Annotated in this window: 8 protein-coding genes and 1 tRNA gene; 7 read left to right on the top strand and 2 right to left on the bottom strand. The window is 70.8% G+C overall.

What is annotated here, in order from left to right:
* Positions 1-47 precede the first annotated feature (47 nt).
* The 6 genes from topA (at position 48) to K1T34_RS14765 (ending at position 10,442) form a co-directional block, all read left to right on the top strand.
* Entirely contained in the window at positions 48-2,936 is a 2,889-nt protein-coding gene (gene topA, locus K1T34_RS14790) for a type I DNA topoisomerase (protein WP_220244831.1), read from the top strand.
* 73 nt (positions 2,937-3,009) lie between these two features.
* Positions 3,010-4,149 (top strand): MFS transporter, encoded by a 1,140-nt coding sequence (locus K1T34_RS14785; protein ID WP_220244830.1) that lies wholly within the window; start codon positions 3,010-3,012, stop codon positions 4,147-4,149.
* Between the two features lie 753 nt (positions 4,150-4,902).
* The gene (locus tag K1T34_RS14780; protein ID WP_255638763.1) at positions 4,903-5,556 is read left to right on the top strand and encodes an ESX secretion-associated protein EspG; all 654 of its coding nucleotides are present in this window, start codon (positions 4,903-4,905) and stop codon (positions 5,554-5,556) included.
* Between the two features lie 751 nt (positions 5,557-6,307).
* Entirely contained in the window at positions 6,308-6,940 is a 633-nt protein-coding gene (locus K1T34_RS14775) for a hypothetical protein (protein WP_255638518.1), read from the top strand.
* A gap of 140 nt (positions 6,941-7,080) precedes the next feature.
* Entirely contained in the window at positions 7,081-9,246 is a 2,166-nt protein-coding gene (locus tag K1T34_RS14770) for a dTMP kinase (RefSeq protein WP_220244828.1), read from the top strand.
* A complete protein-coding gene (locus K1T34_RS14765; RefSeq protein ID WP_220244827.1) occupies positions 9,243-10,442 on the top strand; it encodes a DNA polymerase III subunit delta' in 1,200 nt (399 codons plus the stop codon). The genes K1T34_RS14770 and K1T34_RS14765 overlap by 4 nt, the downstream gene beginning before the upstream one ends.
* 71 nt (positions 10,443-10,513) lie before the next feature.
* Here K1T34_RS14765 and K1T34_RS14760 read toward each other — a convergent pair whose 3' ends face one another.
* Positions 10,514-12,193: a hypothetical protein gene (locus K1T34_RS14760; RefSeq protein ID WP_220244826.1), complete on the bottom strand. Its 1,680-nt coding sequence runs from the start codon at positions 12,191-12,193 to the stop codon at positions 10,514-10,516.
* Between the two features lie 135 nt (positions 12,194-12,328).
* On the opposite strand from K1T34_RS14760, the gene K1T34_RS14755 reads away from it, so the two are divergent.
* Positions 12,329-12,402: transfer RNA gene (locus K1T34_RS14755), tRNA-Thr, on the top strand.
* Between the two features lie 136 nt (positions 12,403-12,538).
* Here the strand turns inward: K1T34_RS14755 and K1T34_RS14750 are convergent.
* The gene (locus tag K1T34_RS14750; protein ID WP_220244825.1) at positions 12,539-13,435 is read right to left on the bottom strand and encodes a hypothetical protein; all 897 of its coding nucleotides are present in this window, start codon (positions 13,433-13,435) and stop codon (positions 12,539-12,541) included.
* Positions 13,436-13,526: the final 91 nt, after the last annotated feature.

Raw genomic sequence — 13,526 nt, 5'->3', positions numbered from 1 at the left:
CGGAGGGGTAAAGGAGTGCCGCAGCCATCGAGGGCGATGGCGCGGGGATGAGTGGAGAGCAGGGCAGCGTGGCAGGAGCACGGACCAAGAAGGACGGCACCGGGACGAACGGCGCCGGGACTCGGCGGCTGGTGATCGTCGAGTCGCCTACTAAGGCCCGCAAGATCGCCCCGTACCTCGGCGGCAACTATGTCGTCGAGTCCTCCGTCGGGCACATCCGCGACCTTCCGCGCGGCGCGGCCGACGTGCCGGCCCAGTACAAGGGCGAGTCGTGGGCGCGCCTCGGCGTGGACATCGACAACGACTTCAAGCCGCTCTACATCGTCACGCCGGACAAGAAGTCCAAGGTCACGGAGCTCAAGGGCCTGCTGAAGGACGTCGACGAGCTCTACCTCGCCACGGACCCCGACCGCGAGGGCGAAGCCATCGCGTGGCACCTGCTCGAGACGCTCAAGCCCAAGGTGCCCGTGCGCCGCATGGTGTTCCACGAGGTCACCGAGCAGGCGATCCGCGCGGCGGCCGACGCGACCCGCGAGCTCGACGTCGACCTCGTCGACGCGCAGGAGACCCGCCGCATCCTCGACCGCCTCTACGGCTACGAGGTCTCGCCGGTGCTGTGGAAGAAGGTCATGCCGAAGCTCTCGGCAGGCCGCGTGCAGTCCGTGGCGACGCGGATCGTGGTCGAGCGTGAGCGGGAGCGCATGCGCTTCACCTCGGCTTCCTATTGGGACATCTCCGCGACGATGGACGCCGGCGAAGACGCTTCGCCGCAGACGTTCCCGGCGCGCCTGGTCGGCGTCGACGGCGCCCGCCTGGCCACCGGCCGCGACTTCGACTCCAACGGCCAGCTCAAGGGCACGGCCAAGGAGATCCGCGTGCTCGGCGAGGCCGAGGCACAGGCCCTGACGCAGGCGCTGGCCAACCGCGACTTCACCGTGTCCAGCGTCGAGGAGAAGCCGTACACGCGGAAGCCGTACGCGCCCTTCATGACCTCGACGCTGCAGCAGGAAGCGGGCCGCAAGCTGCGGTTCACCTCCGAGCGCACGATGCGGATCGCGCAGAAGCTGTACGAAAACGGTTACATCACCTATATGCGTACCGACTCGACCACGCTGTCGGAGTCGGCGATCTCGGCCGCCCGCAGCCAGGCCACGCAGCTGTACGGCAAGGAGTACGTGCCGTCTTCGCCGCGCCAGTACACGCGCAAGGTGAAGAACGCGCAGGAAGCCCACGAAGCGATCCGGCCGTCGGGCGAGGTGTTCCGCACGCCGGGCCAGGTCGCGGGCGAGCTGGACTCCGACGAGTTCCGCCTGTACGAGATGATCTGGCAGCGCACGATCGCGTCGCAGATGGCCGACGCGAAGGGCACCACGATGTCAGTGCGCATCGTCGGTACCACGACGTCGGGTGAGGAGTGCACCTTCGCCGCGTCGGGCCGCACGATCACGTTCGCCGGCTTCCTGAAGGCCTACGTCGAGGCTGTCGACACCGAGGCCGGCGGCGAGGCGGACGATAAGCAGAGCCGCCTGCCGGTGCTGGTGAAGGACCAGGCGCTGACCGCCGCCGACCTTTCGGCCGACGGCCACACCACCTCGCCGCCCGCGCGCTACTCCGAGCCGAGCCTCGTGAGCAAGCTGGAGGAGCTGGGCATCGGCCGCCCGTCGACGTACGCGTCGATCATCAAGACGATCCAGGACCGCGGCTACGTGTGGAAGAAGGGCTCCGCCCTGATTCCCTCGTGGGTCGCGTTCGCGGTGATCGGCCTGATGGAACGGCACTTCGAACGCCTGGTGGACTACAACTTCACCGCCGGTCTCGAGGACGAGCTCGACCGCATCGCCAACGGCGACGAGCACCGCGTGCAGTGGCTCTCGAAGTTCTACTTCGGCGGCGACTTCGGCGTGGAGGGCTCGGTCGGGCGACTCGGTGGGCTGAAGAAGCTGGTCGACGGCAGTGTCGAGGGCATCGACGCGCGCGAGATCAACTCGATCCCGCTTTTCAACGACGCCGACGGGCACAAGGTCGTCGTGCGCGTGGGCCGCTACGGGCCGTACCTCGAGCGTGAGGTCGACGGCCAGTCGCAGCGCGCCAACCTGCCCGAGGACCTGCCGCCGGACGAGCTGACGTCGGAGCTCGCGGAGAAGCTCTTCGCGACGCCGCAGGAAGGCCGTCAGCTGGGCGTCGATCCGGTGAGTGGGCACGAGATCGTGGCGAAGGAAGGCCGCTTCGGCCCGTACGTCACCGAGGTGCTGCCCGAGGCTGAGCCGCTGCCCGAGGGCGCGACGGCTGCGCAGAAGAAGGCCGCGAAGGCGAAGGCGCCGAAGCCGCGTACGGGCTCGTTGTTCAAGTCGATGACCATCGAGACGATGACGCTCGAGGACGCGCTGAAGCTGCTGTCGCTGCCGCGTGTGGTGGGCAAGGACCCGGAGTCGGGTGACGAGATCACCGCGCAGAACGGGCGCTACGGGCCGTACCTGAAGAAGGGCACCGACTCGCGCTCGATCCAGACCGAGGACCAGCTGTTCTCGATCACGCTGGAAGAGGCGCTGAAGATCTACTCGGAGCCGAAGCAGCGCGGCCGGTCGGCCACGGCGAAGCCGCCGCTCAAGGAGCTCGGTGACGACCCCGTGTCGGGCAAGCCGATGGTGGTCAAGGACGGGCGCTTCGGCCCGTACGTCACCGACGGCGAATACAACGCGACGCTGCGGAAGTCCGACAGCATCGAGGAGCTGACGGCCGAGCGTGGCGCGGAGCTGCTGGCGGAGAAGCGGGCGAAGGGCCCGGCCCCGAAGCGCCGCACCACGACGACGCGCAAGGCGCCGGCGAAGTCGACGGCGGCGAAGTCGGCTTCGGCCACGAAGTCGGCCGCCGCGGCGAAGTCGACGACGGCCAAGAAGGCGCCCGCGAAGAAGGCGAGCACTGCGAAGGCCAAGTAGCAGGCGGAGTTTCCGTCGGGGCCACCCGAGACGTTTCGGGTGGTCCCTTCTTCGCGTCTGGGGGACGTATTCGATGCAGGAGACGCGGCGTGCGCGGGCGGCGGTTTCGGTGGTGTTCGCGGTGTGCGGGGCGGCGTTCGCCACGTGGGCCGCGCGAATCCCGGCGGCCCGGGCCCACGCGGGACTGAGCGCGGGACAGCTGGCGATCGGCCTGTTCGGCCTCGCGGCGGGGTCTGTGGTGGCGCTGGTGGCGGCCGGGCCGTTGCTCACGAAGATCGGCAGCCGTCGGGGTGTCGTGGTCGGCGCCACGGTGCTGTGCGCGGGCCTGCCGCTGGCCGCGCTGGCAACGAACCTGGTCGCTTTCGTGGGTGCGCTCGTGGTGCTCGGGATGGGCAACAGCCTGCTCGACGTGTCGATGAACGCCCACGCCGCGCGCGTCGAGGAGGCGTACGGGCGGCCGATCTTCGCCGGGTTCCACGCGTTCTGGAACATCGGCGGGCTGCTGGGTTCCGGCGCCGGGGCGCTGCTGGAGCGCGTGCCGATCGGGGTGCACTTCACCGTGACGGGCGTGGTGCTGCTGGTGGTCGCGCTGGCGGCGTCGACGCGCTTCCTGCCGGGCGCCGACCGCGGCCAGGGCGACGCGGCGTTCGCGCTGCCGGGCAAGGCGCTGATCCCGCTCGGGGTGATCGCGTTCTGCGGGTTCGTGGCCGAGGGGACGGTGAACGACTGGAGCGCGGTTTACCTGCGGGAGGTCACGGTCGCGTCGGCTGCGTTGGCATCGCTGGGGTACTTCGCGTTCTCGATCACGATGATCGCGGTGCGGGTGGTGGCCGACCGGCTGGTGGCGCGGTTCGGCGTGGTGCCTTTCATGCGGGTGGTGACCTTGGTGACTGTGGTCGGGTTCTTGCTGGTGGTGGCGGTGCCGGTGCCGGGGTTCGCGGTCGCCGGGTTCGCCGTGGTGGGGCTCGGCGTCTCGGGCATGGTGCCCCTGGCGTGGAGCGCGGCCGGCCGTAAGCAGCCCCTTGCGCCGGGCCGCGCGATCGCGGCCGTGGCGGCGTGCGGCTACTTCGGCTTCCTCGTCGGCCCGGTCCTCGTCGGTGCCCTGGCCGGCGGCATCGGGCTGCACTGGACTCTGGGCGTGGTCGGGGCGCTGGTGGTGGCGGTGTACTTCCTGGCACCGACCATGCGGGCGGCCCCGGTTCCGGCCCGCTGACCGACCGTTCGGCGCAACGTCCCGGCGAGTCGAACAAAAGTTCGAAAAATTGTCGGTGCCAGGGTGTTCAATGCAAGGGTGAGTTCAGCGACCGCAGTCTTCGACGTCATCGACGAAGTCATCGCGCCGCTCCGGGCCGAGGTACCGGAGCGGCCGTCGGTGATGGAGTTCTACGACCCGCAGTTCACGGTGCCGCCGGTGCTGGAGGGGGTGGGTGGTTCTGGTTCCCGCGGTTCCGGGCCGCCTGGGGGCCGGGGTCCTCGTGGCTCGGGGTCCCGTGATGGTTCGGGGTCTCCGGGGTCGGGTTCTCGGGGCTCGGGCCCTCGGGGCGCGGGTTCTCTGGGCTCCGGTGGTCCCTTCGGTGGCCGGGGCCCTTCGCCCAGTTCTGGTCCCGGTGGCGATGAGGAGGCCTCTTCAGGTTCAGGCTCCGGTGGATCGGGCGCTCGGGGAGGCTCGAGTGCCGATGGAGGTGTGGGCTTCTTTCGCGGCTCGGAGTCTCAGGGCGGCTCGGGTTCGTCCGGTAGTTCGGGTGGTCGGGGTTCGGAGGGGCCGGGGCAGTCTGGCGCCTGGGACTCTCGGGGCGCCTCGGGACCTGGCGGCGGCGGGAGTTCTCGCGATGGCTCGGGTCGTTCGGGCGAGTCCGGGTCGCGGGGTGACTCGGGAGCTTCCGGGGCCGGCGGTGCTGAGGGGTCTTCGGGCTCGTCGGGTTCTTCCGGTTCTTCGGAGTCGGAGGAGCTGAGCCTGGCCGACCAGGTGCGGCAGTCGTTCGGGCCCACGCTGGTGCCGGCGTTGATCGAGGAGATCGAGCAGTACACGCGGTTCGTGGCGGGCATGTCCGAGCTCGGCCTGGTGCCCGAGGGCGAGGTGACGCCGGAGGCCGTCGGGCTCTACCGCGTGCTGCGGGGCGGTTTCATCCGCGGCGTGGTGACCGGTGTCTTCCCGGCGCGCCCGGAGCCGTGGGAGGTCCGCTTCTTCGGCGACGAGGACTACACCACGGTGATGAGCAAGCTGGGCCGTCGCGCGCGGCTGCGTTCCGGTCTGCTCAGCGCCCTGCCGGGCTGGGTGTTCGACGGGTTGCCGGACCGTCCGCCGGGGCCGGGGCCGGCCGTCCGCATCGAGACCGACCGCAGTGGCCTCGTCCCGCGCGCCGCGTGGGGCTCGCTCGACGTCATCCGCGCCGCGGTCGCCCGCCCGCGCCTCGGCACGGTCCTCGTCGACCTGGCCGTCCGCGACGCCGTCCTCGCCGAGTACCCGCACGGCGCCTTCGGCCTCGTCGACAACGACCAGGGCCGCTACCAGTTCCGCGCCGCCCCCCGCCCCGACGGCGGCTGGCTCATGACCTGGCAACCGGCCACTCGCAGCACGGCGGAGGCGTGGATCGTCGAAGCGGTGCGCAACCATGCCTGACCGACACGACGCCCGACCTGGGCATTCGGAGACCGGGAACGGAGGTACGTGGGACGTGCGTTGAGGGCGCCTTGCGGTTTGAGCCGCTGGAGCCGAGCGCGCGCCGCAGCGGCGCTTGGCTTGTGCTTCGCGCTCGGCTCGCTGGTACTGGCCCGGCGGATTTCGCCGTGCCGGCGCGCGGGCGGGCAAGGCATCCAACTGAACCGGCGCCGCAGAGCCTCGCGGAGGCGGGTTCGCCGGGCGGCTGAGCGCGGCCTGATCGCCGGAACCGGCGGCGCGGACTGTCGTGGAGCGGGGTTCGCCAGGCGGGTCAGCGCGGCCTGATTGCCGGCCGTGACGGAGGGGTCGACTGCCGTCGCGCCGAAAATGGCTCGCCGGGCGGGTGAGCCTCGGCTCCATCGCTGGCCGAACTGGCGCCGCGGACTGTCGCGGAGCGGGTCGCCAGGCGGGTGAGCCCGGCCCCATCGTCGGCCGAACCGGCGCTGCCGACCGCCGTCGCGCGTGAAATGGCCCGCCGGGCCTCAGGGCGCCGGCCACGATCGATTACGAAGAGTGCCCGATCTCGTGACCGGTATCACCCCTGGACGTCGCTTTCGGCGGTCGACCGGGGTGGCCGTGGCCTGCAAACTGCTGCGGGACCGTCCGGTCGGCGGCGTGGGCGCGAGCGTCTCTGCGGCCATTGGGCGGATGCGGGAGCCGGTAGTGTCGCCGACACTGGAAGGCGAGGACATTCCGTAGTGAGGTGGTCACCATGAGCACGAGCGGTGGGGCTCCTTTCTTCAATGCCCCCCAAGGCACGCAAAGCGCCCCCGGCATCAACGCCCGCAGCGCCCCGCTGCCGGAGCGCGATGGGACGTTGGACGGCAGCATCGGCGGGGAGCGGTTCGCCGATCCGCTCGCCGGGCTGGTCACGGCGGCCGAGGCGGCGCCCGCGGTCGACGAGGCGCGGCCGTTGCCGACCGCGCGGCCCGTGCAGCACGACCCCGAAGCCGTGAAGCGGATGGTCGAGGCCGCGCTGCGGGAGGAGGCCGCGCGTACGCCGCAGCCGATCCAGCCGGCCGAGGAGAAGCCCGACGGTGTGCCGCTCGGGTTGCTGCCGCGGCAGCGGACGTGGCCCACGCGTGCGCCGCAGCTGCTCAAGCGGGTGCCGCGGCCCCGGCCGAAGGCGAAAGCCGAGGTCGCCGACGACGACATCGAGGCCGAACTAGCCGAACGGCAGGCCAAAAGGCGCGGTCTGCCGAACATCGGGATGCCGAACCTGGGCCGTCCGTCGACGAGCGCGGCGGGTGTGATCCTCGCGGTCGTGCTGCTCGTCGTGTTCGTCGTGATCGCGCTGTACATGGTGTCGAGCCTGGTCAGCAGTGTGACGGGCCTGTTCAGCTGACGTCGCTCCACCGCCGCCACACCCGGGCCGGTGCCGTGTCCGGATCGGCGATCGGGCTACCCTGACGACACGGTCGGGGGATCCGAAACTGGGTTTCCCGACGCCGCCGTGACGAGTGGGGTGGGCGTATCAGCGAAGGCGTGCGGTCGGTACCCGGCGCCGGATCGGACGGTTCGGCGAGTGCCGAGGCGTCCACGATCCACCGCGTCCGTCGGGTGCTGGCGATCAGACCATTCCGTCGGCTGTGGGGCGTCACGTACCTGTGCAGTGTCGCCGACTGGTTGAACCTGCTGGCTCTCACGAGCCTGAGCACGAAACTGCTCAGCAACTACACCGCGCAGAATTTCGCGTTCGTCGGCGTGGTGCTCACGAACCTGTTGCCCGGCCTGCTGTTCGCGCCGATCGGCGGCATCCTCGCCGACCGCTTCGACCGCCGCAAGGTGATGGTCGTCTGCGACTTCCTGCGCTGCGGTTTCCTGCTGTCGATCGCCATCGTCGGCGCGCCGTGGTGGCTGTTCGTCGCGAACTTCCTGGTCGGCTGCTGCTCGATCATGTGGATCCCGTCGAAGGACGCGGCGGTGCCCAACCTGCTGCGCCGCCCGGACCAGGTCGAGACGGCCAACCAACTCGGCCTCGTGATGACCTACGGCCTCGCCGTGATCACCGCCGCCGGCGCCAACGCCCTCATCCTGGGCGCGAACACCACGTTCCACCTGTTCCAGGGCTCGACGGCCGACCTCTACATCGCGAAGATCGTCGTCGTCATCAACGGCCTGCTCTACCTGACCAGCGGCATCCTCATCGCCACGCGGATTCCCGAGCTCTCGCTGCGCGACGTCCACAAGCTGCCCGACCAGAAGGTCAAGAACGCCGACGAAGAGAAGTTCGGCTTCGGCGACATGGTGCGCGACGGCCTGCGCTTCGTGAGGAGCACGCCCTTGGTGCGCGGGCTGCTGATCGGTGCGTTCGGAGCGTTCGCCGCGGGCGGGGCGGTGGTGGCGTCGGCCAAGCCGTACTCGTCGTCGCTGCTCGCGGGCGACGCGGCGTTCAACCTGCTGGTGCTGGCCGTGTTCCTCGGCCTCGCCACAGGTATGGCCCTCGCGCCCAAACTCGCGCGGCGGCTGCCGCACGACCGGCTGTTCGGCATCTCGATCGTCGTGGCCGGGCTCTCGCTGGTGATCATCGCGTTGTCGCCGCACCTCGCGATCTCCGTGATCGCCGTGGCGCTCACCGGCTTCTGCGCCGGCATCGCGTTCCTCACCGGCGTCACGATCATCGGCTCGCGGGTCGAAGACGCGATCCGCGGCCGGGTCAACGCGATCTACCAGTCGATGCTGAAGATCGTGCTGTTCGGCTCGACGATCGTCACGCCGGCGTTGATCGGCCTGGTCCGGCCGCACCAGATCAACGTGTGGGGCAGCCCCGTCACCATCGACGGCACGCGCCCGGTGATGATCGGCGGCGGCCTGCTCGCGGTGCTGCTCGGCGTGATCGCCTACCGGCAGATGGACGATCGCCGCAGCGAGAAGATCCTCACCGACCTGCGCAATGCCCTGCGCCGCGCGCCCCGGCGCGTGAACGGTTTCCTCATCGCACTTGAAGGCACCACGGCCATCAACACGGCCAGCCAGGCCGCGCGCCTTTCGCGTTGGCTCGGCACCGGCACCCGGCCCGTGGTGCTCGCCGCCGATCCCGCGCTCGACGAGCGGCGATTCCGTTCGCTGATCTCCGACGCGTCGCTCACGGGCGCGCGGGCCCAGGCGCTTGTCGCCGCGGCCGTGCGCGCGGAGCTGGTCGAACGCGAGATCCAGCCGGCACTCGACGCCGGGTCCGTGGTGGTCATGGAGCGCTTTGTCGACTCGCCGCTCGCCCACCTGTGCACGATCGCCGGCCTCGACGTCGGTGAGCTCGAGGGCCTGGCCGACTGGGCGACGGGCAAGCTGCGCCCCGACCTCACGGTGCTGCTCGACGCCGAGCCGGGGCAGCGCGACCAGAACTCGTCGGTGTCGGTGAACGACCAGTGGCGCGTGCAGCACCTGCTCGCCGAGATGGCCGCGGCCGACCCCGACCGCTACGTGGTCGTCGATGCCGACGGCACCGACGACGAGGTCGCCGCACGCGTCCGCACGGCCGTGCTCGCGGTGTTCGTCGGCCGCCTGTCCGGGCTCGCGCCGTTGGAGCCGGCCGAGCGTCCGGAGCTGGACCACAGCACCCACGCGGTGGCGACGGCCGACGTCGTCGAAGGTGCCGTCGCGGAAGCCGAGCTCGCGCCCGCGCAGGAAGTGTCCGAAGTGGACGCCAAGTGACCGGGCCGATCGGCGTCTGGGCCGAGCTCGTGGGCCAGGAGCCGGCGGTCGAAACGTTGTCGTCGGCTTCGACGGCGGCCGCGAAGATCGTGGCGGGGGAGCCTGCTCCGCCGGGTGCGATGACGCACGCGTGGCTGATCACGGGCCCACCGGGGTCCGGCCGTTCGGTCGCGGCGCGCACGTTCGCGGCCGCGTTGCAGTGCAGCACCGGCACAGGCTGCGGCGCGTGCCCCGGCTGCCGCACGACGATGGCGGGCACTCACGCCGACGTCCGGCTCGTGGTGCCCGAAGGCCTGTCGATCTCGGTCGCGGAGATGCGCGCGCTGGTGCAGGCCGCCGCGCGGCGCCCGACCACGGGCGATTGGCAGATCGTGATCATCGAGGACGCCGACCGGCTCACGGAGGGCGCGTCCAACGCGTTGCTCAAGGCCGTCGAGGAGCCGCCGGGGCGCACGGTGTTCCTGCTGTGCGCGCCGTCGGACCACCCGGACGACGTGTCGGTGACCATCCGCTCGCGCTGCCGTGTGGTGACGCTGCGGACGCCGCCGCCCGAGGCCATCGCGCAGGTGCTGATCGCGCGCGACGGTGTCGATCCCGAGCTCGCGCAGTGGGCCGCGTCGGTCTGCGGCGGCCACGTCGGCCGCGCGCGCCGGCTCGCCACGGACGACTCCGCGCGCCAGCGCCGCGCCACCGTGCTGCGGATCCCGACCGGCCTGCGCCGCCCCGCCGACGTCTTCACCAGCGCCGACCAGCTGATCAGCGCCGCGGAAGCCGACGCCGGCGAGGAGAGCAAGGCCCGCGACGAGAACGAACGCTCCGAGCTGCGCACCGCCATGGGCGGCGACGGCATCGGCAAGGGCGTCGCCGGTGCCAAGCGCGCCGCCGAGGCCGCCGTGAAGCAGCTCGAAAAACGCCAGAAGTCCCGCGCGACCCGCACCCAGCGCGACACGCTCGACCTCGCGCTCGTCGACCTCGCCGGCTTCTACCGCGACGTCCTCGTCACCACCACCCACTCCGGCGCGACCCTCAACCACCCGGACCACGCCGACGACATCCGCGCCGCCGCCGGGGCCTGGACGCCGGAATCCACGCTGCGCCGCCTGGAAGCCGTCCTCGAATGCCGCGAGGCGATCGAGCTGAACGTCAAGCCGCGCATCGCCGTGGAAGCCATGGTGACGACGCTGCGCCAGGGCTGACTGCTCAGCAAACGACAACGGCCCGGTCACCCACTAAAGGTGATCGGGCCGTTCTCACGAACCCCCGGGGATCAGTCGCGCGGATGTGGTGACGGTTTGCGCGGAGCGTCGTCGGAGTGGAGCTTCACCGGCGCGGCGATCCGGCGGCGGTTGGGGAAAGCCGCGACCATCACGACGCCGAGCAGCAGCATCGCCGTACCCGCCCAGAAGAGCGGCACGGTGTCGTACGCCGTGCCCGTGTACGCGAGGTTCTTGATCGGGCCCTTGGGTGCCGGGCCGCCGGCCGCGGGCGGGGGTGTGGTGGCCGTGCCGCAGACGACGCCGCCGGTGGGGGCGTAGGCGCGGGCGACCTGTTCGCCAAGGGACAGCTGCGCCAGGGACGACGGGAGGTTGTCGCCGGCGCCGGCGGGGAGCAGGGTTTTCAGGTTCTTCGTCGGGAGCACCTGGAGGTCGAACAGCCGCGCCGAGGCGCCGAGCTGGTAGCCCTTGTACGGCGTCGTCGCGACGGAGCCTTTCTGGTCCAGACCGGCGATCGACAGCCGGAGGACGCCGAGGTCGAGGACGGTGCCCGCGGTGTCGCCGACCTGCTGGATGCCCTTCGTCAGCGTGGACACGAGGCCGCCGACCACGGGGATCGAGTTGAGCTGCCCGAATTTGTCGCTCAGGCCCGCGAGCGGCAGGCCGATCGGGATGTCCTTGGTCGGGTGCGCCGCGTCGAGCGTGTACAGGGTCTTGCCGCCGGCCTCGATGGTCAGTACGGGCGCGGTGTAGTCGACCTTCGAGGTCTTCTCGTCGCCGGTCGAGGTGACCGTGAGCGTCGGCTGGCTGGCGGCCTTGATCGACAGCTCCAGCGGCGTGCCCTTGAGGATGTCGATGTCGGCGGCCTGCAGCGTCGAGGTCGACTGCACCGCCTTGTTCTTCGACCCCGGGATGTCCACGAGCTTCACCTGCGAACGCGACGACAGCGTGTTCGGCAGGCTCAGCAGCGAACCGGTGCCGTTGGCCGCGGTCTGGCCGCCGCCCGACAGGAGGCCGCCGAGGCTCTGCAGGCCCTTGGCCGGGTCGAAGCCCTGCGCGAGCTGCGTGCCCTGCGGCAGGTTCAGTCCACCCTGGCCCAGCAACGGGATCTGCGGCAGCGACGGGATCACGTTCAGCAGCGAAAGGCTCGCCACCGACGTGCTCGCGTCGGCGATCGTGCCCACGCACGGGCCCAGCGAGTCACTCCAGCGGGCGTGCGCGGTGCCGTTCAGCACGCCGATGTTCAGCAGCGGGTTCGACGGCGCGTTGAGCCCGCCGGACAGCGGCTGCGGGTTGTCCGGCAGCGCGGTCTGCACCACGGAGCCCGGCGTCTGCGGTGCCTGGCCCCCCACAGCCACCCCGAACGGTGACGCCTGCGCGATCGACTTCTCGTACGCCAGGTACGCCTCGGAGTTCGCTGACGCGCTCGACAGGCCCATCCCGGCCTCCAGCGCAGACTGCTTCGGCAGCGTCTGCCCGAAGCCGGGCAGGATCGTCGACGTCGGCACGGAGTTCGGCAGCAGGCGCAGCACGCCCAGCGCCGTGCCCGCGTCGCCCACCGCGTGGCCGAGCGGCTGCGGCCCGATCGGCGCGGACGCCGGGGGCTGCGACGGGTTCGCCGGCTGCGGGATCGGCGTCGTCGGGATCTCCTGGGCGCTCGCCGGCGCGGCGATGAGCAGCAGCAACGCCGCTGCCGCGGGCAGGGCCACCGTGCGGGGCAGTCTTCGCCGCATGTGCCGAGTCCTCCGGGTAGGCCGATCGGGGAGTGAGACCGAGGTCATAGGACCCTAACGACGCGGCCCCCGCAAGGTGACGCCCACGGCCTCCGCTACACTTGTTCCCGTCGGACGGCGCTAGCCACCCGGCATGCCGCCTTAGCTCAGTCGGCCAGAGCGATTCACTCGTAATGAATAGGTCAGGGGTTCGATTCCCCTAGGCGGCTCCGCAGGTCAGGGCCCATCCGAGACACCTCGGATGGGCCCTGATTTTTGTAATGAGTGTCTAAGACGCCTTGTCTTGTTGATCGCCAAGTTCACCCGTCAAGGGGACACCTGATCTCTCGTGACGGCGCCGCACTCTCAGCTGTGCGGACCTGCCCCGGCGCCCCGTTCGGCGAGTAGCTCCAGCCCGCCGGGGCCGAGCCGCAGCACCGACGGGACCAGCTCCGTGGTCTCGTACGGCGAACCGAGCACCTGCTCCCGGATGGTGTCCGCCAAGCCGCTTCCCTCCCTGGCGACGAACATCTCGTCCGGGCAGGTCAGGCCGACGAGCAGGTCGCCCGCACCGAGGTGCCGGGACAGCTGGGCGTGCAGGTCGGGCAGGGCGAGCGCGGAGGCCGCCATCAGGTTGTCCCTGGCGACCGACACCAGCACCTCCTTGCCCGAACGGCGGACCTCGAACTTCAGGCCGCGGGCCAGGGCGCCGTACCCGACGTCGAACAGCTTCTCGAGCGGCGGTGCGCCCATCTCCTCGTGCTGGTGCCGGGTGACGTGCCGCATCCCGATCTTGCCCTGCGGGGTCCGCGCCACCACCGCGAGCGCGACCGACAGCCGGCCGGGCACCAACGGCTGGTGCGGCAGTGTGTCGAGCAACCCGGCGCGAGGCGAGGACGCACTCCACAACACCGGCAATAGTTCCTCGGCGTTCTCCTGCTGCCGTGCTTCGTGCGTTTCAGCCATCACGGACCGTGCTTCGGCGAACGCTCGCTCCCAGTCATCGGGAGCGGGCCGGGCGAAACTGTAGGTGCACTCGGCCTTCCGGAACTGCTTGGCCATGAACTTCTGATCAGCCGCGGAGGGCTGCCATTCGCTGTACACCGCCGAAACCGCGGACGCGCGCACCTTGTGCTGCTGCCGAACGCTCGCCCAAGCCTGCTCGACGGCGTCGTCGGCCTTCGTGGGCGCGTCGGCCAGCACCGGCTCGGCGAAGCCTTTGATCCGGAAGACGACGAGGTTCCGGGACACATCGTCGTTCACCGGATCTCCTGGAAGGCAAAGGTTCTCGGCATCCGGCTTGTCTAGCACGTCGACGCGCGAATGGGGCGTAAAGCCGCAAAATGAAGCTGAT

Origin of the sequence: Amycolatopsis sp. DSM 110486, assembly GCF_019468465.1 — a bacterium.
Lineage (GTDB): Bacteria > Actinomycetota > Actinomycetes > Mycobacteriales > Pseudonocardiaceae > Amycolatopsis.
Note: the sequence above shows the minus strand (reverse complement) of the source record. Positions and strands in the feature narration are given on the sequence as shown.